The organism is Azospirillum sp. OGB3 (genome assembly GCF_014192915.1).
In the GTDB taxonomy this organism is placed as follows: Bacteria; Pseudomonadota; Alphaproteobacteria; order Azospirillales; family Azospirillaceae; genus Azospirillum.
In genome coordinates this window covers 139,811-160,677 of record NZ_JACHYN010000016.1, presented here as the reverse complement: position 1 = coordinate 160,677, position 20,867 = coordinate 139,811, and the positions used below count along the sequence as shown (strand labels likewise).

The following is a 20,867-nucleotide window of genomic DNA, read 5'->3' as shown; positions in this document are numbered from 1 at the left end:
ATCGCTTTGCCAGTGATGTGGACGGAAGGATGGGATCGGCAAGCCTCTTGCGGACCGGGTTAAGGCGTTCGCGCTCGATCACGGGGGGCGCTATGACCGCCGCCCGCTTGACAGGCGAACCCGCGCCGCCGGATCATCCGGCCGTTAACCGCTAAGAATTCCAAAGAGAATTCGCCCCGTCCGGGGTCGTTCCGGGATCATGCAGGGAGTATGGGAACCATGAACACGCTCGCGCGCCGTCTGGCCGGCGCCGCCCTTCTGTCCGCTGGTCTTTCCTTCGGTCTTGCGGCCACGCCGGTCCTGGCCGACACGCCGAAGGACACGCTGGTCATGGCTTGGCAGTTCGACGACATCGTGACGCTCGATCCCGGCGAGATCTTCGAGCTGTCGGGGGCGGAATACGGCGCCCAGGTCTATGACCGGCTGATCCGCTTCGACGTCAACGACGTCAGCAAGATCCATGGGCAGGTGGCGGAAAGCTGGACCGTTTCCGACGACGGCAAGACCTTCACCTTCACCATCCGCGACGGCATCACGTTCCACTCGGGCAACCCGCTGACGGCGGAGGACGTGGCCTATTCGCTCCAGCGCGCCGTGAAGATGAACAAGGGGCCGGCCTTCATCCTGACCCAGTTCGGCCTGACGCCGGAGAACGTCGACCAGAAGGTCCGCGCGACCAACCCGCGCACCCTGGTCTTCGAGACGGACAAGACCTACGCCCCGACCTTCGTGCTCTATTGCCTGACCGCCGACGTCTCCGGCGTGGTCGATTCCAAACTGGTCAAGAGCAAGGAGGTCAACGGCGACTTCGGCGCCGCCTTCCTGAAGGCCAACTCCGCCGGGTCCGGCCCCTTCGTGCTGCGCCAGTGGAAGGCCAGCGAGCTTCTGTCGCTGGAGGCCAACGCCAATTACTGGGGCGGCGCCCCGGCGGTGAAGCGCGTGCTGATCCGCCACATCGCGGAGCCGGCGACCCAGCGTCTGCTGCTGGAGAAGGGCGACGTCGACGTGGCCCGCAACCTGAAGCCGGAGCAGTTCGAGCCGCTGCGCGGCAACGACAAGATCCGCATCGTCCAGGCGCCCAAGGGCACGCTCTATTATTTCGGCCTGAACCAGAAAAACGAGGTGCTGGCCAAGCCCGACGTGCGCAAGGCCTTCAAGTACGCCGTGGACTACGACGGCATGGCGAAGACCATCATGAACGGCCTCGGCACCGTCCATCAGGCCTTCCTGCCCAAGGGCTTCCTCGGCGCGCTGGAGGAGAACCCGTACACGTACGATCCGGCCAAGGCGAAGGAGCTGCTGAAACAGGCCGGCTATCCGGACGGCATCACGGTGACGATGGACGTCCGCAACACTTCGCCCAGCATGGACATGGCCCAGGCCATCCAGGGCAGCGCCGCGGCGGCGGGCATCAAGATCAACCTGCTGCCGGCGGACGGCAAGCAGGTGGTCACCAAGTACCGCGCCCGCAACCACGAGGCGCTGCTTTACCAGTGGGGCGCCGACTATCAGGACCCGAACACCAACGCCGACACCTTCGCCGCCAACCCGGACAATGCCGACGACGCGAAGGCCAAGCCGCTGTCCTGGCGCAACGCCTGGGACATCCCCGAGCTGACCAAGAAGACCGCCGCCGCGGTCGAGGAGCGCGACACCGCCAAGCGCGCCGCGATGTACCAGGAGCTTCAGCGCGAGGTGCTGGAGACCTCGCCCTTCGTCATCATGTTCCAGCAGACCGAGGTGATCGCGGAGCGCAGCAACGTCGAGGGTCTGGTCTGGGGGCCGAGCTTCGACAGCAACTACTACTGGAAGGTCAGCAAGAAGTAAGGCTGGCCGCCCATCCCCTCTCCCGTCCCGGGAGAGGGTGGCGCCGAAGGCGCCGGGTGAGGGTCGTGGGAGGATCGAGACACTGATCCTCGGCGGTACCCTCACCCTTCCCGTGCTCCGCACGGGTCCCCTCCCTCTCCCGGGGCGGGAGAGGGATTTTGAACTCATGTCGGGTGAAACTTGGCCGCTATCTTGAAACGACCGGGGATGCCGGGGCGGCGTCATGCGATTCGCGGGGCGGGCTTGCTCGTCTCGGTGGCGCTGACCGTCCTCGGACTCCTGCTCGTCACCTTCCTGATCGGGCGCGTGGTGCCCATCGACCCGGTGATCGCCGTGGTCGGCGACCGCGTGTCCGCCGACACCTACGCCCGCGTCCGGCAGGAGCTGGGGCTGGACCTGCCGCTGTGGCAGCAGTTCCTGCGCTACGTCGGCGACGTGCTGCAGGGCGATTTCGGCACCTCGGTCCTGACCTCCCGCCCGGTGCTGGAGGACATCCTGCGCGTCTTCCCGGCGACGCTGGAGCTGGCCACCGCCGCGCTGGTCGTCGGCGTTCTGCTGGGCATCCCGGCGGGGGTGATGGCCGCCGTCCATCGCGGGCGCTGGCCGGACCATCTGATCCGGGTGATCGGGCTGATCGGCCATTCCATCCCGATCTTCTGGCTGGGGCTGATGGCGCTGCTGGTCTTCTACGCGCGCCTCGACTGGGCGCCGGGGCCGGGGCGGGTGGACGTCTTCTACGAGGGGCTGGTCGATCCGGTGACCGGGATCATCACGGCGGACGCTCTGCTGGCCGGCGAGAGCGACGTGTTCTGGAACGCGCTGCACCATCTGGTGCTGCCGGCGGGCATCCTCGGCCTCTACAGCGTGGCCTACATCGCGCGCATGACGCGCAGCTTCATGCTGGACCAGCTCCGCCAGGAATACATCACGACGGCCCGCGTCAAGGGCATGTCGGAGGCGCGGGTGATCTGGCGCCACGCGCTGGGCAACATCGCGGTGCCCCTGACGACCGTGGTGGCGCTGTCCTACGCCTCGCTGCTGGAAGGGTCGGTGCTGACGGAGACGGTGTTCGCCTGGCCGGGGCTGGGGCTCTACATCACCAACTCCCTGCTGTCGGCTGACATGAACGCGGTGCTGGGCGGCACGCTGGTGGTGGGGGCGGTCTTCATCGGCCTGAACCTGCTGTCCGACCTGCTGTACCGCCTGCTCGATCCCCGTGCGCGATGAGGGGGGCACGATGACCGCACAGACTCAAACGACCGAAAGCGGGCTGCGGGCGTGGTTGACCGCCGAGACGCCGCACTCCCGCGGGCAGGCGCGGCTGGGCCGGGTCTATCTGGGCTGGCTGGCCTTCGCGCGCAACCGGCTGGCCATGATCGGGCTGGGCATCGTGCTGCTGCTGGTGCTGATGGCGGCGCTGGCCCCGCTGCTCGCCCCCTACGATCCCTACACGCAGAACCTGTCGCAGCGGCTTCTGCCGCCGAGCGCGGCGCACTGGCTGGGCACCGACGCCTTCGGGCGGGACATCCTGTCGCGCATCCTCTACGGCTCCCGCCTGACGCTGATGATCGTGGCGCTGGTCGCGGTGACGGCACCGGTGGCCGGGCTGCTGATCGGGACGGTGGCCGGCTATCTCGGCGGCTGGGTGGACGCGGTGCTGATGCGCGTCACCGACATCTTCCTGGCCTTCCCGAAGCTGATCCTGGCGCTGGCCTTCGTCTCGGCGCTGGGGCCGGGCATCGAGAACGCCATCATCGCCATCGCGATCACCAGCTGGCCGCCCTACGCCCGCATCGCGCGGGCCGAGACGATCACCATCCGCAAGAGCGACTTCATCAGCGCCGCAAGGCTCCAGGGCGCCTCGACGCCGCGGATCATCCTCGGCCATGTGGTGCCGCTCTGCTCCTCCTCGCTGATCGTGCGGGTGACGCTGGACATGGCGGGGATCATCCTGACGGCGGCGGGGCTGGGCTTCCTCGGCCTCGGCGCGCAGCCGCCCGCCCCGGAGTGGGGCGCGATGATCGCCACCGGGCGCCAGTATGTGCTGGAGCAGTGGTGGGTCGCCACCATGCCCGGCATCGCCATCTTCGTGGTCAGCCTGGGCTTCAACCTGCTGGGCGACGGCCTGCGCGACGTTCTGGACCCGAAAGGCCAATGAGCGAGACTCCTCTGCTGGAGGTCGAGAACCTCCGCATCTCCTTCCCCACCCGGACGGGCGTGACGCAGGCGGTGCGCGGCGTCTCCTTCACCGTGGGCCGGGAAAAGCTGGGCATCGTCGGCGAGTCCGGCTCCGGCAAGTCGATGACCGGGCGGGCCATCCTGCGGCTGGTCCCGCCGCCCGGAATCGTCACCGCCGACCGGCTGAGCTTCCAGGGCGAGGACCTGCTGACCCTGCCGGAGAAGCGGTTGCGCGGCATCCGCGGGCGGCGCATCTCCATGGTCATGCAGGACCCGAAATTCTCGCTGAACCCGGTGATGACCATCGGCGCCCAGATCGCCGAGGCCTACCGCGTCCATTCCAGCGCCGGCACGGCGGAGGCGAAGCGGCGCGCGCTGGAGATGCTGGAGGCCGTGCGCATCCGCAACCCGGAGCGCGTCTACGGCCTCTACCCGCACGAGGTGTCGGGCGGCATGGGCCAGCGCATCATGATCGCCATGATGCTGATCCCCAACCCCGACCTGCTGATCGCCGACGAGCCGACCTCGGCGCTCGACGTCACGGTGCAGATGCAGGTGCTGGCGATCATGGACGAGCTGTGCTCCAGCCGCGGCATGGGGATGATCTTCGTCAGCCACGACCTGAATCTCGTGGCGTCCTTCTGCGACCGCATCCTGATCATGTACGCCGGCCGGGTGGTCGAGACCTGCCGCGCGTCGGAGCTGCACGCGGCGAAGCACCCCTACACCCGCGGCCTGCTCGACAGCCTGCCGCGCCTCGACGACACGCGGGCGGAGCTTCCGGTGCTGGCGCGCGACCCGTCCTGGCTGGAGGGCTGAGGCATGATCGACGTCAGGGATCTGCGCGTCACCTTCGGCCATGGCGCCGACGTGGTTGCCGCCGTGCAGGGGGTGTCCTTCACCGTGCGGGAGGGCGAGAGCTTCGGGCTGGTCGGCGAATCGGGCTCGGGAAAGTCCACCGTGCTGCGCGCCGTCGTCGGTCTGAACCACGACTGGACCGGCTCCATCGCCGTGGCCGGCGCCGCGCAAAGCCGCCGCCGCGAGAAGGGCTTCTTCAAGTCCTGCCAGATGGTCTTCCAGGACCCCTACGGCTCGCTGCACCCGCGCCACACCATCGACCGCATCCTGGCCGAGCCCATCGCCATCCATGGCTTGCGCGACGCCGACGCGCGGATCGACCGGGTGCTGCGCGACGTCGGGCTGGGGCCGCAGTTCCGCTTCCGCTACCCGCACCAGCTCTCCGGCGGGCAGCGCCAGCGCGTCGCCATCGCCCGCGCCCTGGTTCTGGAGCCGCGCGTGCTGCTGCTGGACGAGCCGACCTCGGCGCTCGATGTGTCGGTGCAGGCGGAAATCCTCAACCTGCTGAAGCGGCTGCGGGCGGAGCATGCGCTGACCTACGTGCTGGTCAGCCACAATCTGGCGGTGGTCGCCACCATGTGCGACCGGCTGGCGGTGATGAACCGCGGCCGCATCGTCGAGGAGATGGACGTGGACGCCCTGCGCCGGGGAGCCGCGCGGGAGGACTACACGCGCCAGCTCCTGCGCGCCAGCCAGGGCTACGACCGCGCGGCGGCGGACAGCTTCAAGGACTTCGCGTAGCGGTCAGTCCGTCTTCGGGGACTGAGGGCCGGGGCGGGTGGCCAGCGCGTCGGCCTGGGCCTGGAGCTTGGTCAGCAGGCCGTCGAGCTGGCCCATCTCCTCCTCCGTGAGCGCGTCGGTCAGCTCCCGCTCGTAGGCGAGGGCGAGGGGGACGATCTCCGTGTAGATCGCCAGCGCCTTCGGCGTCAGGGTCAGCTGCGCCTTGCGGCGGTCGGTGGCGCCCGATTCGCGCAGGATCAGCGCCGAATCGAGCATCCGGCTGATTGCCCGGCTGACCTGCACCTTGTCCATGGCGGTGCGCTGGGCGATCTCCCCCGCGCTCAGCGTCTCGCCGCCGCCCAGCACGGCGATGACCCGCCATTCCGGGATGGTGATGCCGAATCGCTTCTCGTACAGCTTCGCCACCGTGTGGCTGACCGTGTTGGACAGCACCGACAGGCGGTAGGGCAGGAAGCGGGTCAGATGCAGCATCGGCGCGGCGGGGTCGGCGCCGGTGCGCTTGCGGCGGGGGGAGGCCATGGGGTGTCGCGCCTTGTCGGAATGCGGGAACGCCGGAATGCGGGAACCGGATGCCGGTTTCTCCATCCTGCCCCGGAAATTGGCGGACGCAACCGTTTCAGATAAAAATTTTCAACCCGCGGACGCCGCCCCGGCAGGCTCAGCGATTGACGATCAGCGCGACGCCCAGCACGGCGACGATGGCGCCCGCCCAGGCGCCGGCTCCCGGCCGCTGGCGGGTCCAGACCCACAGCATCGGCAGGATCAGCACCGGGCTGGTGGCCGACAGGGTTGCGACCACGCCGGCGTTGCCGTGGGCCAGCCCGATCAGCAGCAGCGTCATCCCCAGCCCCAGCCCGATGAAGCCGTTCACCATCACCTGGGCGAAGATGCGCGGCGTCAGGCCGGGGCCGAAGCCGAGGCGCTGGCCGGGCAGCAGCCCACCGGCGAACAGCAGCAGCCCCGACATGCCGACGCGCACCGCCGCCGCGGCGATGGGGTCGGCGCCGGCCGCCATCACCGGCCGGGCGATGACCGAGCCGGCGGCTTGGCAGACGGCGGCGATCAGGCAGGCGCCGACGCCGATCAGCAGGCGCCCGCGCACCGACTCCCAGTCATGGGGGGCGGGGCTGGTGCCGTTCGGGACCGGGCTGGCGCGGAAGAAGATCGCCAGCATCACCCCGGCGGTGACCAGCGCGATGCCGACCGCGGTCCACGGCCCCAGCGCCTCCCCCAGCACGGCCCAGGCGAGCAGCGCGGTGATCGGTGCGTTGGTGGCGTAGATGACCGAGTTGCGGCGCGGCCCGATGCGCCCCAGCGCCCAGAACAGCGCGGTGTCGCCCATCACGATGCCGACGGCGCCGGACAGCGCCAGGATCGCCGCTCCCTGAAGGTCGAGCGTCTGCCAGCCGCCGAGCAGCGTCGTGGCCAGCGCCGTGCCGACGAAGACGATGCTCATGCGCAGGCGGTTGAAGGCGACCGAGCCGATGGCCCGCACCGGGCCGATGGCGATCAGCCCGCTGGCCGCCCAGCAGAGCGCGGCCCCCAGGGCGGCGAGGTTGGCGGTCAGCATGATGGGAACTTCGCAAGGTCGGAGTGGGGCGCAGGGCGGGGCGCAGGGGAGGGCATGGTGTCGGCACCCTATCCGGAACCCGGCGGGGGCGGTAGTGCGGCGGTGGCATGGCGGGGGTGAGGTGCGGTGCTCCGCTTACTGCACCACGATCCGCCGCACCACGGCCCTGGTGGCGCGGGCCAGATCCGCGGGGGCCAGAGCGATCTGCAGGCCGCGGCGCCCGCCGTTGACGACCATCTCCGGCAGGCTCTCGGCGCTGGAGTCGATGAAGGTCGGCAGGGCCTTGCGCTGGCCGAGCGGGCTGATGCCGCCAACCATGTAGCCGGTGGTGCGTTCGGCCAGGGCGGGGTCGGCGAGATCGGCCTTCTTCGCCCCCGCGGCGGCGGCCAGCGCCTTCAGGTCCAGCTTCGCCGCGACGGGAATGACGACGCAGGCCAGCGCCTTCGGCTCCAGCTGGACGATCAGCGTCTTGTAGACCACCGCCGGGTCCAGCCCCATGGCCGCCGCGGCGTGCAGACCAATGGCGTCCGCCGAGGGGTCGTACTCATACTCCATCAGGCGGTGGGCCATCCCCGCCGCCTTCGCCGCGTTCACCGCCGGTGTGACCTTCGCCGCCATGATGACCTTGCTCCCCCAGGCGCGGATTCGCCCTTGCGCGCCGGGAGCTTAGCAGACCGCTCGGGCGAGGGGGAGAGGGTGGCGGACGGGCGGGCTTCCCGCCGCGGTGCACCCCTTTCGACGACGCAATTTTGCCCAAATTGCGTCGGTGTTCATGCCAACGCGCCTTGGACAGACGGGCCGCCTGCCGCGATTCTGACCGCCGGCCCGTTTCCCGGTCGGAGAGTTGGAGAATCATGGTCCCACGCACGCTGCTTGTCGTCGATGACGATCCCACCCTGGAAGGCCGGGTTCAGGACGCTCTGCCAGTGTGCCGGATCGTCGCCGCGGGCGGCGTGGCGGACGCGCTGGAGGCGGTGCGGACGCACCGGCCCCCGGTGGTGGCCCTGTCGGTCGATCTTGCCCAGTTGGCCGAATCGCCGAACAGCGGCGGCGGCCTGGATGCCCTGTCGCTGATCCTGGGCGAGGCGCCTTCGATCAAGGTCATCGCGCTGGCCCCGCACGACCAGCGGGTGCTGGCGGTGCGCGCGGTGGCCCGCGGCGCCCACGAGGTGTGCGGCAAGCCGATCGACGCGCAGGAGCTGGCCGGGGTGGTGCAGCGCGCCTTCCAGCGCGCCGACCTGGAACTGGAAGGGCGCCGGCTGGCGACCGGTGACGCCCCGCCGACGCTGCGCGTGCTGCGCGACGAGACGGAGCGGCGGGCCCTGCTCGATTCGCTGGCCCGCTCCGGCGGCAACCTGTCGGCGACGGCGCGCCTGCTCGGGGTCAGCCGCCCGACGCTCTACAGCCTGCTGCGCCAGCACGGCATCCGCGCGGACTAGCGTGGCCCCGGTTCACTCCGCCCGGGAGCCGGGGTTGCCGATCATCGACAGGAACTCCCGCCGGGTCGACGGGTCGCTGCGGAAGGCGCCCAGCATCCGGCTGGTCACCATGGTCACGCCGGTCTTGTGCACGCCGCGCGTGGTCATGCACTGGTGCTGCGCCTCGATCACCACGGCGACGCCTTCGGGCTGGAGCACCTGGTCGATGGCGTTGGCGATCTGCGCCGTCATCTTCTCCTGGATCTGCAGGCGCTTGGCGTAGGCCTCGACGAGCCGCGCCAGCTTGGAGATGCCGACGACGCGCTGGCGGGGCAGATAGGCCACATGCGCTTTGCCGATGATCGGCACCATGTGGTGCTCGCAGTAGGATTCCAGACGGATGTCGCGCAGGACGACCATCTCGTCGTAGCCGTCGGTCTCCTCGAAGGTGCGCGCAAGGATCTCCTCCGGGTCGATGGCGTAGCCGGCGAAGAACTCCTCGTAGGAGCGGACCACCCGGTCCGGCGTGCCGACCAGACCCTCGCGCGCCGGGTCGTCGCCGGCCCAGCGGATCAGGGTACGGACAGCATCCTCGGCCTCGGCACGGGTTGGGCGTGCGGTCGCGCCGTGGTCGTCGCCGGCCGAGTGGCCGGGGCCGCGGAGGATGTTGTCGGCGTGCGGAGTCTTGGAAGCCGTCACGGGGCGAAACCTTTCGATGTCCTGGTCTAACAGATCGCGGTCAAACAGGTTCTGGTCACAGGCGAGCCGGCGCCACGGCACCCGATGCCGCAGCCGGCTGGTCAGCTATGAATACGGCCTCCCGCTCGCCTGGATCACCGGGATTTTCGAAAAAACTCGGCAGGCGGCGGGGCGGGGGTATGGCGCAGGTGGGTTCGGACGTCGCTCAGTCAAGGCGCCGGAGGCAGTCTTTCCGTCCACCCTTCGGCGCTTTGCGGCACGCACCGGGGTTTCCCGACGGCGACCGCCGCGCGACCGGCGTCAGTTCAGCTGGCGGGGCTGGTGCGGGCTGTCCAGCGAGAAGGCGGGGACCGCAACGTCGAAGGCCTCGCCGCCGCCCGTTTCGAACCGGTAGGAGCCGACCATGATGCCGGAGGGCGTGGGAAGCGGTGTTCCGCTGGTGTATTCGAAGCTGCCGCCGGGCTCCAGCACCGGCTGTTCGCCCACCACGCCGGGCCCGCGGACCTCCTGCACGCGCCCCAGCGCGTCGGTGATGTGCCAATAGCGTGTGCGCAGCCGGACGGTCTCCTGGCCTTCGTTCTCGATCCGGACGTGATAGGCCCAGACATAGCGGCTTTCGGCGGGCATCGACTGCTCGTCGAGAAAGACCGGCTGGACGGTGACGCGGATCGCGCGGGTGACTTTCGTGTACATGGCGGCACTCCCGGCTCTGAGAATAGGGGTGGGGGAAAGCGCCTGTCCAGTGGTGGAGCGGGGGACACCCCCTCCGGATGCCCGGAGGCGGTGGGACGGGTGCCGCTGCGATGCATGCGGGACACACCGGGAAGCCATGCGCAACGGGCCGGTTCCGGTCTTTTCACGATCGCTTGAACCCCCTGTCCGCTGGTGATATATGCGAGGTCCCTGCAACGGCCGAAGAGCCTTGCCCATGTCTCGTCCGCACAGCATCAGCATCCGACGACGACGCCACACCGCGCTGCGCGCGGTTGCGGCCGTCCTTGGGTCGCGTGCGGACGCTTCGGGTTTCCGCCGGCACTGATCCGGCGCTCCCCCGGCGCGGCGGCGCGGTCCGCCTCCGACCACAGTCCTTTTGCCGGGAAGCCCCTGACATGATGATCTCCCTGGAAGAGCCGCGGCACGACGCGGCGATCGAAGCCCTGCTCGACCGGTCCTTCGGCCCGGACCGTTTCAAGAAGACCGCCTACAAGCTGCGGGAGGGCGTTGCCCCGATCCCGGACCTCGGCTTCGTCGCCATCGAGCATGACGAACTGGGCAACGAGATCCTGGAGGGCACGATCCGCTACTGGCCGGTGACCATCGGCGGCACGGTGCCGGCGCTCCTGCTCGGCCCGATCGCGGTGTCGGACCGGTTGCAGGGCGGCGGACTGGGCAGCAAGCTGATCCGGATGAGCCTGAACAAGGCGGCGGCGCTCGGCCACCGGGCGGTGATCCTGGTCGGCGACGCGCCCTATTACGCGCGGTTCGGCTTCACGCGGGAGTTGACGCTGGACATGGCCCTGCCGGGTCCGGTCGATCTCGACCGCTTCCTGGGTCTGGAACTGGTCCCCGGCGCCCTGGCCGGCGCCGCCGGCATGGTGACCGCCCCGGCGACGGAGCAGGGCTATGGGATGCCCGCGAACGAGGACGTGCGGCCTGAGCCCGGCGGCACCGCCTTGTTTCCGCGTCTGATCTCGCCGCTGGTGTCGGTTTTCGCCCCGTCCCCGCGGGAACTTTCCGAATCCCGCCTGTGGCATGCTCGAACCGCTTGAAAGCGGCGAAAGCGTCGCCTATAAACATGCGGCGCGCGGGTGTAGCTCAATGGTAGAGCAGAAGCTTCCCAAGCTTACGACGAGGGTTCGATTCCCTTCACCCGCTCCACCATCCCCTTGAAAATCTGAAACCTGTTGCGGTCCTGACGTTCAGGGTGCACAGGCGTGCGGGGTGGCCGCGGACACTGGTCCGGCGGCCCGATCCCCGTTTCAAACCGGTGTTTATCGGTGCTTGCCGTTGTTGGAGGTCAAAGCGCCGACCGCGGCGCCGGCCGCACCGCCGATCACGCCGCCCATCACCGCGCTGCCCCCCGTCAGGGCGCCGACCGCGGCACCGCCCGCGGCACCGATGGCGCCGCCCGACAGCGTGCGCTGTTCGCGGTGGCTGAGGTTCGAGCAGCCCGTCAGGACAAGGCCGCCAACCACGATCACTGCCAGTTTCTTCACCATGATCCTACCCGTTGTCTTCCCTGCATTCTTGGATGCCGCCAGCTTCGGAAAATAGCGGCCAAGCCTGCGCTTGTGACGCATGCTTACGGAATGAACACGCCTTTGCGTGTGACTATTCCGGGGCAGAGGGCCGTCTTTTCCAGCCCTAAGAGGGCTGGTTTTCTCCCCCTCCCTTCCTCGAAATAGGGAGATAGGGGCGCGCTGCAAAGTCGCTGGAATGGCGAATGGCCAACAGCCGAGAAACTATAATAAAAGTCAGGTTATTACCCGTTCACCCTTTTCCGCGTCGAAAGGTTGCACGGTTTCGGAGGCGTTTCCTCTTTACTTCATCCAGGCCGCGTGGAAGGTTCAGTGTCCTAACGACCTGCGCGACATTGAGGACGCAGGCTTATCGGAAACGTCCCAGGATTCCCCTTATGCTGCATCTTTCCAGGCCGCAGGCCCTTGCCGTCCTCCCGGCGAGCCGCCCGAGCGACCGCCGCGAACGGCACCCGCTGCAGCCGGTCAATGCCCATCCGTGTGCGTCGGCCTTCGAGCGCTCGGATGCGGCGATGCATCCAGCGGTGCTGGCGGCTGGTCCGGCGGCAGGTCCAGCGGTTGGCCAATCCATGCCCAAGAGCCGCTCCGGCTTCGACGGGAAGCCGCTGGCCCGCGTCATCCACATGGCGACCACCGGCGTTTGGGTGGTGAAGCGTCAGGGGCGGATGCTTGAAATCAACGGACGGCTGCACTGGGGTTGTCCGCGCTCCCTCGCGGCGGACGCCGAACGCGCCGGCGTCGCCCTGTCTGATCTGGTCATGAACACCGGCCGCCAAGCCTGACCCGGCGGCACAAAGCGAGGCAGTGAATAAAGAAAAAGAGCGGCGCCCGGGGGTGCCGCTCGTTCGCATGGTCCGGTCCGGAAGGGGCGCCGGTCAGCGTTCCATCGTCACGGCCTTGATGGTCTCGACGCGGATCTCCTCGGTCAGCCGCTCCTTGTAGGCAGCGAATTCCGGGGTGGTCTTGACCTTGTAGGAGCGGGGGTGCGGCAGCTCGATGGGGATGTCGCACTTGATGCGGCCGGGGCGGGCCGACATCACCACCACGCGGCTGGCCATGAAGATGGCCTCGTCGATGTCGTGGGTGACGAACATCACCGTCTTGCGGTCGGCCTCCCAGATGCCCAGAAGCAGTTCCTGCATCAGTTCGCGCGTCTGGTGGTCCAGCGCGCCGAAGGGCTCGTCGAGCAGCAGCATCTTGGGGTCGTTGGCCAGCGCGCGGGCCAGCGCCGTGCGCTGCTGCATGCCGCCGGAGAGCTGGGCGGGGTGGTGGTTCTCGAAGCCCTTCAGCCCGACCTGGGCCAGAAAGCGGTCGGCGATCGCCAACTGCTCCGCCCGCGGCAGGCCGCGCTCGCGCAGGCCGAAGCAGACGTTGTCGCGCACGGTCAGCCAGGGGAACAGCGTGTAGGACTGGAACACCATGCCGCGGTCGGGGCCGGGGCCGGACACCGCCTTGCCCTCCAGCAGCACCTCGCCGGCGGTGGGCGTCTCCAGACCGGCGACGATGCGCAGCAGCGTGGACTTGCCGCAGCCCGACGGCCCCAGGATGGTGATGAAGTCGTTGTCGGCGACCTCCAGGCTCGTCGGCACCAGCGCGCGGGTCGGCGCCGTGCTGTTGCGGCCGGGGAAGGTCTTCTCGACGTTGCGGATGGACAGCTTGCTCATGGCCGGCGCTTATCGTCCTTTGGCCCACGGGAAGAGGCGGGCGTTGAGCGCCCGGAACAGCAGGTCGGTGATCAGGCCGATCACGCCGATGATGAAGATGCCGAAGATCATCTGCCCGGTGTCGAGGAAGCGCTGGGCGTCGATGATCATGTGGCCGATGCCGCGCGACGCGCCCACCAGCTCCGCCACGATCACGTAGGTCCAGGCCCAGCCGAGCACGAGGCGCAGCGCCTCGAAGATCTGCGGCGAGGCGGCGGGCAGCAGGACGCGCAGCACCACCCCGTCGCGCTTGGCGCCCAGCGTGTAGGCGGCCTCCACCAGATCGCTGCGGATGCCCGACACGATGACCGTCACCATGATGACGAGCTGGAAGACCGAGCCGATGAAGATGACCAGGATCTTCTGCAACTCGCCCACGCCCGCCCACAGGATCAGCAGCGGGATGAAGGCCGAGGCCGGCAGGTAGCGGGCGAAGGACACGAAGGCCTCGAAGAAGGCCTCCACCGGCTTGAAGGCTCCCATCAGGATGCCCAGCGGCACCGCCAGGGCGGCGGCCATGGCGAAGCCGGCGAAGACGCGCCAGACGGTGACGGCGATGTCCTCGGCGAAGCCGAATTCCCGGAACAGCGCGATGCCCGCCGTCAGCGTGTCGCCGGGCGAGGCCAGGAACAGAGGCTTCACGAAGCCGCCGTAGGTGGCGATGCCCCAGCCCAGGAAGAACAGCACGAAGCAGGAAATTCCCAGCACCGTGCGCAGCGCCGGAGCGACCGGCTTCAGCGGAGTGAAGAGGGGGGACATGGGATTGGTGGACCGTTGTCGGGTTTGGAAGGCGGTGCCCCCTCCCTGACCCTCCCCCGCCTTCGGCGAGGGAGGGAACCTAACCCCCTCTCCCGCGAAGCGGGGGAGGGTTGGGGAGGGGGCAGGAACTTACTTCACGAAGGACGCGTCGGTCATGCTGTCCAGGCTCGGCGGGGCCTTGCGGATCAGCTTGGCCTCCAGCATCACGTCCTGGACCTCCTTGATGAAGGTCGGCATGGTCTTGGTCAGATACTCGATGTTGCCGGCCTTGTCGTACCAGAGCACGGTCTTGGCGGAGGCAGCGAACTGTTCCGGCGTCTGGTTGACGTCGCGGGCCATGATCTCGAAGGCCTTCTTCTCGTCCTGCTTGATCGCGTCCAGCGCTTCGAACCAGCTGTCGACGAAGGCCTTCACGACCTTCGGGTTCTTCTGGATGTAGTCGGGCTGGAAGGCCAGCGTGTCGATGATGACGCCCGGCGTCTGGTCGGACGTGACGATGATCTTGCCGTTGGCCTCGCGCACCTTGGACAGGTACGGCTCATAGGTCACGGCGGCGTCGAACTGGCCGGCGACGAAGGCGTTGGCGGCGTCGGACGGCTGGAGGTTGACGGTCTGCACCTCGCCGATGGACAACCCGTTCTTCTTCAACACATAGGCCAGCCAGAACTGCGGCACGCCGCCGTACTGCACGGCCACCTGCTTGCCCTTCAGGTCGGCGAGGCTGTTGACCGCGTCGCGCACGACGATGCCGTCGCCGCCGTGCGAGCTGTCGAGCACCAGGACCTGCGTCACATCAACGCCGGAGGAGGCGTAGAGCAGGTGCGTGTCCACCGTGGTGGTGATCGCCTGCACCTCGCCCGCCGCCATCGCCTGGTGGCGGTTGGAGGTCGGCATCTTCTTGATCTCGACCTCGATGCCGTTCTTCTTGAAGATGCCGGTTTCCTTGGCCAGCGTGATCGGCGCGAAGCCGGTCCAGCCGCTCATCGCCACGGTCACCTTGGTCTGCGCCGAGGCCGAAACCGCGCACAGCCCGGCGACGGCCGCCGCAAGGGCTCCGGCCATCCACGACGTCTTCCTCATGATCCCCCGCTCCCGGTTCTGAAGGTGTCTTTTGATCGCGCCGGGCGGCGGACCGCCGCCCACGCATCCGTGTGCCGCATTGTGCACGCCCGCGGGGCAGGTGGGAAGGGACCGGCGGCCGCGGCCGCGCAAGCCTGACCTTCGTCGGAAGGGCCGGAGGGAAGCTCTTGCAACCAAAGGCTAATTGGGATGCTTGCGTGCCCAATCCATATACCAACTGAACAAACCGCGACGGGTGTATGCCGATCTTTTGGGCATCACAGAGGGGAGGCCGGACAGGATGCGCTCCATGGACCCGATGAACCCGCCGATGAACGCGACGGACCGCCAGCGGACGCTGGACTATTTCGAACGACTCGGCCGGGACAAGGTGCGGCTGTACAGCGCCATCGACTGCGACCGTTACCTGGGCGGCTGGCAGGTGCGCGAGCTGGCCGACCAGTGGCTGGCCGAGAAGGCCGCGGAGGAGCGCCCGGTGCCGCTGTGGCGGCGGATCGTCCGGCGGCGCTGACGCCGCCGCACGCGCTTCCGCCGTTTACGCCGCCCCGGCGTTCGCCATCATCTTGCGCAGGTCGTTGGGGAAGACCGGCTTGTGCAGGATGCTGAAGCCGTTGCGGCGGGCCTCGTCCAGCCGTTCCGGGGCGGTGTCGCCGGTCAGGATGATGCCCGGCACGTCCTTGCCGACCAGACCCTGCACCGCGGCCAGAGCCTCCGGTCCGGTCCGCCCCTGCTGGAGTTGATAGTCGGCCAGCACGATCTGCGGGCGGCGTCCGTCGGCGCGCAGCCGTTCCAGCGCCTGGTCGCCCGAGCGGGCGGTCAGCACGCTGTAGCCCCAGCCCTCCAGCATCGCCTTCAGGCCGAGCAGGATGATCGCCTCGTCGTCGATGACCAGCACCATGCCCTTGGTCGCGCAGTCGTTGGCGGCCTGCCGGAACAGGTCCATGGCGGGCGGAGGCACGGCGGCGCGGGGCCTCTCCACGACGACCCGCGGCATCTCCACCGAGAAGACGGAGCCGATGCCCTCCTTCGAGCGCACGCGGACGCGGTGGTCGAGCAGCTTCGACAGCCGCTTGACGATGGCGAGGCCGAGGCCCAGGCCGCGGTCGCCGCTGCCCTGGATCTGGGTGAACTCCTCGAAGATGTCCTCCAGCCGGTCGGCGGGGATGCCGACGCCGCTGTCCCACACCTCGACGCGCAGCCGGTCGGGGCCGCTGCGGCGGCAGCCGATCAGGATGCGGCCCTGGCGGGTGTAGCGCAGCGCGTTCTCGATCAGGTTGCGCAGGATGCGCTCCAGATGCGACGGGTCGGTGCGCACCCAGGCCCGCGTCGGGACGGCGCGCAGCTCCAGCCCTTTCTGGGCGGCGCGCGGCGCGTATTCGGCGACCAGCCGGCCGAGCACCTGGCCCAGCCGGACCTCCGCCGGGTTGGCGGCGATCTTGCCGGATTCCAACCGCGACATGTCGAGCAGTCCGTCCAGCAGGCCCTTCAGCGTGTCCAGCGCCTGACGCATGTTGTCGAGCAGCGGCAGGCTGGGGTGCCCTTGCAGGCGGTCGCCCAGCGCTGCGGCGAAGAGGTAGAGCGACTGCACGGGCTGGCGCAGGTCGTGGCTGGCGACGGCCAGGAACTTGGACTTGCCGGCGGCGGCGTGCTCCGCCTCCTCCCGCGCGCGGCGCAGGTCGGCCTCGGCCTGCTTGCGGCCGGTCACGTCCACGGCGGCGCAGGTGATGCCGGCCAGCGCGCCGTCCGGCCCGCGCAGCGGGTCGATGGTCATGTCGTAGAAATGGTCCTGCCCGGCCTGGCGGATGCGGACCTCCTCGCGCACGCCCTCGCCGGTCTCCAGCGCGCGGCGCTTGATGGCGGTCAGGGTCGCGGCGTCGGCGGCGTCCTCGAACACCTCGGCATCGGTCTTGCCGACGACGCGCTCCGCCGTGAAGCCGAGCGCCGGGTTGTGCATCCAGGTGTAGCGCAGGGCGCAATCCTGGTTGAAGACCACGACGCCGGAGTTGCGCAGCGCCGTGCGGAAGCGCTCGTTGGCGACGCGCAACGCCTCCTCGGTGGACTTGCGCTCGGTGATGTCGATGCCCGAGACGATCAGGTGGGTGATCCGCCCGTCGGGGCCGCGCATCGGGGTGACCCGCATCTCCATGATCGCCGCGCGGTCCCCGGCGATGCGCACCGGCGCGTCGAAGCGCGCGGAGTCGCCGTGGGCGGCGCGCTCCACCGCCGTGCGCAGACGGTCGCCCGCGGCCCCGGCGAAGGCGCGCCGGCAGGCCTCGTGGAAGGGATGGCCGACGATCTGCTCGACCGGCAGGCCGGACGCCTGGACGGCGGTCTGGTTGACCTGGAGCACGTCGCCGTCCGGGCTCAGCACGCCGACGAAGGTGGGCAGGGCGTCCAGCACGGCGCGCAGATGCTCCTCCGAGCCGCGCAGCGCGCGCTCGCGGGCCTCCAGAGTCTCGGCCATGGCGTCGAAGGCGCGGCCGAGCTGGCCGATCTCCGACTTGCGGTCCACCAGACCGGCTCGCGCGCTGGAGTTGCCGGCGCTCCACCCCTGGGTGGCGCGGATCAGCGCCTCGACCGGGCGGCGGATGAACAGGGTGCCGCCGATCCAGGCGGCCAGGATGGCGACCAGAAGACCGGTCAGCGTCATCAGCAGGCCCTGGCGGGTGGCGCGGTCGATGGTGCCAGCCACGGCGGTGTGGTCGAGCCCGACGCTGATGAAGAGGTCGCGCGTGCCCTGGCGGGACGGCGAATAGGCCAGCACGCGCGCCACCCCGTCCATCCCCGGCAGGGTGGTGACGCCGCCGCGGTTCTCGTTCAGCAGGTTCAGGTAGGGCTGCGGCACGCGCTCGCCGCGCTGGGCGATGCCGTTGGGCAGCTTGACCAGGATGGTGCCGTTGCGGTCGGTCACCAGCAGGCTGGCGTTCTCGGGGAGGGGGCGCGCGGCGAAGTTGGTGGCCAGCCAGGGCAGGTCGAGGCCGAGCGTCACCACCCCGGCGACCGCGCCGGCCTCGTCGCGGAAGGGAACCGCGAAGGGCAGCATGGCGGTGCCGGGCTCCGCCGCCGGGCCGGGGGTCGTCCATTCGCCGACGACGAAGCGGCCCTCTTCCAACGCGCGGCGGACATAGGGACGCTGGGCACTGGGAAGGCTGGCGGCGGCGTGGTCGGGCGTGGCGCTGCACAGGACGGCGCCGTCGCGGTCGAGGACGGTCAGGTTGCGGTATTCGGGGGCGCGTTGGGCGAGCCGGATCAGATGGGCCTGGCACTGGGTGTAGTCGCCGGAGCGCAGGGCCGCCGATTCCGCGATGGACGTGACCATCAGCCGCGCGCCGTCGACGATCCGCGCCTGCTCCCCTTCGACCAGATGCAGCAGCCGCTCGGCCTGGGTCGCGACTTCCTCGGCGCGTTCCGCACGGAACTGGAAGACGCTGTAGGCCTGGATGCCCAGGGCCGGCAGGACGGCCAGAAGCACCAGCAGGAAAAGGCGGGCCAGCAAGGTCATCGTGTCACAGGCTCCCATCGGGCGGGAAAGCAGCCGGAACCAAAAGGCCGCTATCGTTTCGCCTGTGTCCCGAATAACCTTTGCATGGTTAAATCGCAGTTAATGGACCGAGTTTATTTTCTTTCAAATCGGCAACCTGCAGGATTTCCCTGGAAATAAAGGGGTAGGCGGGGCGGTGCTGTGGATGATTTACTTTTGAATTTCTCCTAAAATTTTTGAGTTCTCCGTATCGAAGGGGGTAATCACCTGCCCTATCGATGAACCGGTGCTCCACGGTCAAGCATTGGCGGCCGTCAGGGCAGGGCAACCCGGTGCGCCGTGGCGGATCGGACCCGTTCCCGTGGCGACTCCCGTGTGGCGTCCAGAGCCCGTGTGGCGTCCGGAGATTGTGTCCGCGCAACCCTGTGAAGACCATCCGCCCTGAATGGATCGGTGTCATCCCAACAACCCTTGGCTGTTGGGGGATGCTCGGCGTCCCGGAACCGGATCATCCGCTTCCAGCGGCGGACGGCCGTGCTACAGTGCAGGCCCCGCCGCTCCGGAAGACCCGCTTGCCGCTGAAGTCCCATCATCGTCCGTTGGTTTTGCTGGTGCTGGCCGCACTGCTGCCGCTGGTTGTCCTGTCGGCGGTTCTCGGCGGCGCCTGGCTGCGCGAGCAGCAAAGCGCGATGGAGGCCAACGCCATTGCGCGGGTGGACCGTCTGTCGGCCCTGGTGGACCGTGAACTGTCCGCGCAGATGGACGCGCTGAAGGCGGTGGCGGCGTCGCCCCTGCTGGACGGCCTGGCCGCGGACCGGGAGGTCGACGCCGTGGCCTTCTTCGAATACGCCGAGCGGGTGCAGGGCGCTCTGCCCCTGTGGACGACGATCGTCCTCAGCGACGTCGAGGGGAACCGGCTGCTCGACGCCCCTCTCCTGGTCGGGGGGGTCAGGGGCAGGGTGCTGGACATGGACAGCCACCGGCGCGTGGTGGAGACGGGCAAGCCGGTGGTCGGCACGATCCTGCGCGGTCCGCGCGGCGCTTATGCCTTTCCCATCCGCGTTCCGGTGACGCGCAACGGCGCACCGGTCGCCGTCCTGTCGGCGGTGGTGATGCCCGAAGGATTCCAGAGCCTGCTGTTCGGCAACAGCCTGCCGCCGGGCTGGATCGCCGCGGTCATCGACGCCGAAGGACGTCTGGTGGCGCGGGCCGGCGGCGAACCGGACCTGATCGGGCGTCACGCCAGTGAAAACGCGCTCCGCGCCCGCCGCACCGCCGGCAGCGGCGTCTATGATGGTATGAGCCTGGAGGGCACGCCGACGGTGGTCGCCTTCCGCACATTGCCCGATTACGGGTGGTCGGTCCATTTCGCCATCCCGCAGGACGCCTATCGGGCGCCGGTCTCCAACGCCCTGTGGCTGGCCGGGGTCGGAGGGCTGGTCAGCGTGACGATGGCCGGCGCCTTCCTGTGGCTCCTCGTTCGCGAATTGCGGCTGCGCCGCCGTCAGGAGGCGGCGCGGGAGGAAAGCCTGCGGCTGGAGGCCCTGGGCCGCATGACCGGCGGCGTCGCCCATGACATCGCCAACCTGCTGACCGTCGTGATGAGCGGCATCGCCGCCATCCGGAGCCGTCCCAACGACCCGGAGCGCATCGCCCGCGTGCTGCTCGAGATCGAGGGGGCGGTGGCGCGCGGGCAGGCGCTGATGCGGCAGATGGCCGCTTTCGGCCGCCGCAGCGTCTACGAACCGGTGCCCTTCCGCCTTCAGATCCGCAAGGCGACACTGGAGGCTCTGCTGGCGCGTTCCGCCGGCAGCGCGGTGGACACCGCCTTGATCGTTCCGGACGATCTCTGGCCCATCATCGCCGATCCGGACGCCATGGATGTGGCGCTGCTCAATCTGGCGGTGAACGCCCGCGACGCCATGCCGGACGGCGGCACGCTGACCGTCATGGCGGAGAACCGCGCCCTGCCGGGGCGGCGTGGCGACGACACCGGGCTGACGGGCGACTTCGTGGCGCTGGCGGTCCGCGACACCGGAACCGGCATCCCGCCGGAGCAACTGCGCCAGATCTTCGAACCCTTCTTCACCACCAAGCCGGATGGCAAGGGAACCGGGCTGGGGCTCAGCCAGGTCTTCGGCTTCGCCCGGCAATCGGGCGGGACGGTCACGGTGACCAGCACCGTCGGGGCCGGCACCACCGTCACGCTCTATCTGCCGCGGGCGGCGACGGGGGACGGGCCCGGCTGAGGAAGCCGGCGGATCATCCCAGCGAATTTGGTGGTGGAACCGCCGA

20 protein-coding genes and 1 tRNA gene are annotated in these 20,867 nt (G+C 69.2%); 11 read left to right on the top strand and 10 right to left on the bottom strand.

Translation table 11 applies throughout. From position 1 onward, the window contains the following. Nucleotides 1–219: 219 nt before the first annotated feature. The 5 genes from FHW79_RS25640 to FHW79_RS25620 all read left to right on the top strand — a co-directional run bounded on the left by FHW79_RS25640 (nucleotide 220) and on the right by FHW79_RS25620 (nucleotide 5,604). Nucleotides 220–1,827: an ABC transporter substrate-binding protein gene (locus FHW79_RS25640; protein WP_183181511.1), complete on the top strand. Its 1,608-nt coding sequence runs from the start codon at nucleotides 220–222 to the stop codon at nucleotides 1,825–1,827. 207 nt (nucleotides 1,828–2,034) lie between these two features. Beyond that, nucleotides 2,035–3,054, top strand: coding sequence for an ABC transporter permease (locus tag FHW79_RS25635; protein ID WP_183181510.1), 1,020 nt, complete (start codon nucleotides 2,035–2,037; stop codon nucleotides 3,052–3,054). 10 nt (nucleotides 3,055–3,064) lie between these two features. Beyond that, nucleotides 3,065–3,985 carry a nickel transporter permease gene (gene nikC, locus FHW79_RS25630; protein ID WP_183181509.1) on the top strand — a complete coding sequence of 307 codons (921 nt, stop codon included), beginning with the start codon at nucleotides 3,065–3,067 and terminating at the stop codon, nucleotides 3,983–3,985. Next, nucleotides 3,982–4,824 carry an ABC transporter ATP-binding protein gene (locus FHW79_RS25625; protein WP_183181508.1) on the top strand — a complete coding sequence of 281 codons (843 nt, stop codon included), beginning with the start codon at nucleotides 3,982–3,984 and terminating at the stop codon, nucleotides 4,822–4,824. Before nikC ends, FHW79_RS25625 begins: the two co-directional genes overlap by 4 nt. 3 nt (nucleotides 4,825–4,827) lie before the next feature. Then, the gene (locus FHW79_RS25620) at nucleotides 4,828–5,604 is read left to right on the top strand and encodes an ABC transporter ATP-binding protein (protein ID WP_183181507.1); all 777 of its coding nucleotides are present in this window, start codon (nucleotides 4,828–4,830) and stop codon (nucleotides 5,602–5,604) included. Nucleotides 5,605–5,607: 3 nt separating this feature from the next. On the opposite strand, the gene FHW79_RS25615 is transcribed toward FHW79_RS25620, so the two are convergent. From FHW79_RS25615 to ybaK, 3 genes are all read right to left on the bottom strand, one after another. Further along, nucleotides 5,608–6,123 carry a MarR family winged helix-turn-helix transcriptional regulator gene (locus FHW79_RS25615; protein ID WP_183181506.1) on the bottom strand — a complete coding sequence of 172 codons (516 nt, stop codon included), beginning with the start codon at nucleotides 6,121–6,123 and terminating at the stop codon, nucleotides 5,608–5,610. A 139-nt stretch (nucleotides 6,124–6,262) separates the two neighbouring features. Further along, nucleotides 6,263–7,174: a DMT family transporter gene (locus FHW79_RS25610; RefSeq protein ID WP_183181505.1), complete on the bottom strand. Its 912-nt coding sequence runs from the start codon at nucleotides 7,172–7,174 to the stop codon at nucleotides 6,263–6,265. Between the two features lie 135 nt (nucleotides 7,175–7,309). Continuing rightward, complete coding sequence (gene ybaK / locus FHW79_RS25605) at nucleotides 7,310–7,792, bottom strand: Cys-tRNA(Pro) deacylase (RefSeq protein ID WP_183181504.1); 483 nt, start codon at nucleotides 7,790–7,792, stop codon at nucleotides 7,310–7,312. 236 nt (nucleotides 7,793–8,028) lie between these two features. Between ybaK and FHW79_RS32910 the strand changes: the two genes are divergently transcribed. Continuing rightward, entirely contained in the window at nucleotides 8,029–8,613 is a 585-nt protein-coding gene (locus tag FHW79_RS32910; protein ID WP_183181503.1) for a helix-turn-helix domain-containing protein, read from the top strand. A gap of 12 nt (nucleotides 8,614–8,625) precedes the next feature. Here FHW79_RS32910 and folE read toward each other — a convergent pair whose 3' ends face one another. Both folE and apaG read right to left on the bottom strand, forming a co-directional pair. Beyond that, complete coding sequence (gene folE / locus FHW79_RS25595; RefSeq protein WP_183181524.1) at nucleotides 8,626–9,258, bottom strand: GTP cyclohydrolase I FolE; 633 nt, start codon at nucleotides 9,256–9,258, stop codon at nucleotides 8,626–8,628. Nucleotides 9,259–9,591: 333 nt separating this feature from the next. Then, nucleotides 9,592–9,984 (bottom strand): Co2+/Mg2+ efflux protein ApaG, encoded by a 393-nt coding sequence (apaG, locus tag FHW79_RS25590; protein WP_014238636.1) that lies wholly within the window; start codon nucleotides 9,982–9,984, stop codon nucleotides 9,592–9,594. A 416-nt stretch (nucleotides 9,985–10,400) separates the two neighbouring features. On the opposite strand from apaG, the gene FHW79_RS25585 reads away from it, so the two are divergent. Continuing rightward, nucleotides 10,401–11,060, top strand: a complete 660-nt coding sequence (locus tag FHW79_RS25585; RefSeq protein WP_183181502.1) for an N-acetyltransferase — start codon at nucleotides 10,401–10,403, stop codon at nucleotides 11,058–11,060. 35 nt (nucleotides 11,061–11,095) lie between these two features. After that, a tRNA-Gly gene (locus tag FHW79_RS25580) sits at nucleotides 11,096–11,169 on the top strand. 113 nt (nucleotides 11,170–11,282) lie between these two features. Here the strand turns inward: FHW79_RS25580 and FHW79_RS25575 are convergent. Then, nucleotides 11,283–11,510, bottom strand: coding sequence for a YMGG-like glycine zipper-containing protein (locus FHW79_RS25575; RefSeq protein ID WP_014238634.1), 228 nt, complete (start codon nucleotides 11,508–11,510; stop codon nucleotides 11,283–11,285). 608 nt (nucleotides 11,511–12,118) lie between these two features. Between FHW79_RS25575 and FHW79_RS25570 the strand changes: the two genes are divergently transcribed. Further along, nucleotides 12,119–12,331: a hypothetical protein gene (locus tag FHW79_RS25570; RefSeq protein WP_183181501.1), complete on the top strand. Its 213-nt coding sequence runs from the start codon at nucleotides 12,119–12,121 to the stop codon at nucleotides 12,329–12,331. A gap of 93 nt (nucleotides 12,332–12,424) precedes the next feature. Here the strand turns inward: FHW79_RS25570 and FHW79_RS25565 are convergent, their stop codons facing one another. The 3 genes from FHW79_RS25565 to FHW79_RS25555 all read right to left on the bottom strand — a co-directional run bounded on the left by FHW79_RS25565 (nucleotide 12,425) and on the right by FHW79_RS25555 (nucleotide 15,091). Further along, the gene (locus tag FHW79_RS25565) at nucleotides 12,425–13,213 is read right to left on the bottom strand and encodes an ABC transporter ATP-binding protein (protein WP_094307089.1); all 789 of its coding nucleotides are present in this window, start codon (nucleotides 13,211–13,213) and stop codon (nucleotides 12,425–12,427) included. A gap of 9 nt (nucleotides 13,214–13,222) precedes the next feature. Beyond that, complete coding sequence (locus FHW79_RS25560; protein ID WP_183181500.1) at nucleotides 13,223–14,011, bottom strand: ABC transporter permease; 789 nt, start codon at nucleotides 14,009–14,011, stop codon at nucleotides 13,223–13,225. A 129-nt stretch (nucleotides 14,012–14,140) separates the two neighbouring features. Then, nucleotides 14,141–15,091 carry an ABC transporter substrate-binding protein gene (locus FHW79_RS25555; RefSeq protein ID WP_183181499.1) on the bottom strand — a complete coding sequence of 317 codons (951 nt, stop codon included), beginning with the start codon at nucleotides 15,089–15,091 and terminating at the stop codon, nucleotides 14,141–14,143. 289 nt (nucleotides 15,092–15,380) lie between these two features. On the opposite strand from FHW79_RS25555, the gene FHW79_RS25550 reads away from it, so the two are divergent. Next, nucleotides 15,381–15,602: a hypothetical protein gene (locus FHW79_RS25550; RefSeq protein ID WP_137103943.1), complete on the top strand. Its 222-nt coding sequence runs from the start codon at nucleotides 15,381–15,383 to the stop codon at nucleotides 15,600–15,602. Nucleotides 15,603–15,626: 24 nt separating this feature from the next. Here the strand turns inward: FHW79_RS25550 and FHW79_RS25545 are convergent, their stop codons facing one another. Further along, on the bottom strand, nucleotides 15,627–18,593 hold the full coding sequence (locus FHW79_RS25545) for a PAS domain-containing protein (protein WP_183181498.1): 2,967 nt from the start codon (nucleotides 18,591–18,593) through the stop codon (nucleotides 15,627–15,629). A 551-nt stretch (nucleotides 18,594–19,144) separates the two neighbouring features. Here FHW79_RS25545 and FHW79_RS25540 point away from each other — a divergent pair. Next, a complete protein-coding gene (locus FHW79_RS25540; protein ID WP_183181497.1) occupies nucleotides 19,145–20,821 on the top strand; it encodes an ATP-binding protein in 1,677 nt (558 codons plus the stop codon). Nucleotides 20,822–20,867: the final 46 nt, after the last annotated feature.

Coding starts and splice junctions, on each gene's coding strand:
- FHW79_RS25640 (WP_183181511.1), top strand. CDS start 220: ATGAACACGCTCGCGCGCCGTCTGGCCGGCGCCGCCCTTCTGTCCGCT.
- FHW79_RS25635 (WP_183181510.1), top strand. CDS start 2,035: ATGCCGGGGCGGCGTCATGCGATTCGCGGGGCGGGCTTGCTCGTCTCG.
- nikC (WP_183181509.1), top strand. CDS start 3,065: ATGACCGCACAGACTCAAACGACCGAAAGCGGGCTGCGGGCGTGGTTG.
- FHW79_RS25625 (WP_183181508.1), top strand. CDS start 3,982: ATGAGCGAGACTCCTCTGCTGGAGGTCGAGAACCTCCGCATCTCCTTC.
- FHW79_RS25620 (WP_183181507.1), top strand. CDS start 4,828: ATGATCGACGTCAGGGATCTGCGCGTCACCTTCGGCCATGGCGCCGAC.
- FHW79_RS25615 (WP_183181506.1), bottom strand. CDS start 6,123: ATGGCCTCCCCCCGCCGCAAGCGCACCGGCGCCGACCCCGCCGCGCCG.
- FHW79_RS25610 (WP_183181505.1), bottom strand. CDS start 7,174: ATGCTGACCGCCAACCTCGCCGCCCTGGGGGCCGCGCTCTGCTGGGCG.
- ybaK (WP_183181504.1), bottom strand. CDS start 7,792: ATGGCGGCGAAGGTCACACCGGCGGTGAACGCGGCGAAGGCGGCGGGG.
- FHW79_RS32910 (WP_183181503.1), top strand. CDS start 8,029: ATGGTCCCACGCACGCTGCTTGTCGTCGATGACGATCCCACCCTGGAA.
- apaG (WP_014238636.1), bottom strand. CDS start 9,984: ATGTACACGAAAGTCACCCGCGCGATCCGCGTCACCGTCCAGCCGGTC.
- FHW79_RS25585 (WP_183181502.1), top strand. CDS start 10,401: ATGATGATCTCCCTGGAAGAGCCGCGGCACGACGCGGCGATCGAAGCC.
- FHW79_RS25575 (WP_014238634.1), bottom strand. CDS start 11,510: ATGGTGAAGAAACTGGCAGTGATCGTGGTTGGCGGCCTTGTCCTGACG.
- FHW79_RS25570 (WP_183181501.1), top strand. CDS start 12,119: ATGCCCAAGAGCCGCTCCGGCTTCGACGGGAAGCCGCTGGCCCGCGTC.
- FHW79_RS25565 (WP_094307089.1), bottom strand. CDS start 13,213: ATGAGCAAGCTGTCCATCCGCAACGTCGAGAAGACCTTCCCCGGCCGC.
- FHW79_RS25560 (WP_183181500.1), bottom strand. CDS start 14,011: ATGTCCCCCCTCTTCACTCCGCTGAAGCCGGTCGCTCCGGCGCTGCGC.
- FHW79_RS25555 (WP_183181499.1), bottom strand. CDS start 15,091: ATGAGGAAGACGTCGTGGATGGCCGGAGCCCTTGCGGCGGCCGTCGCC.
- FHW79_RS25550 (WP_137103943.1), top strand. CDS start 15,381: ATGGACCCGATGAACCCGCCGATGAACGCGACGGACCGCCAGCGGACG.
- FHW79_RS25545 (WP_183181498.1), bottom strand. CDS start 18,593: ATGACCTTGCTGGCCCGCCTTTTCCTGCTGGTGCTTCTGGCCGTCCTG.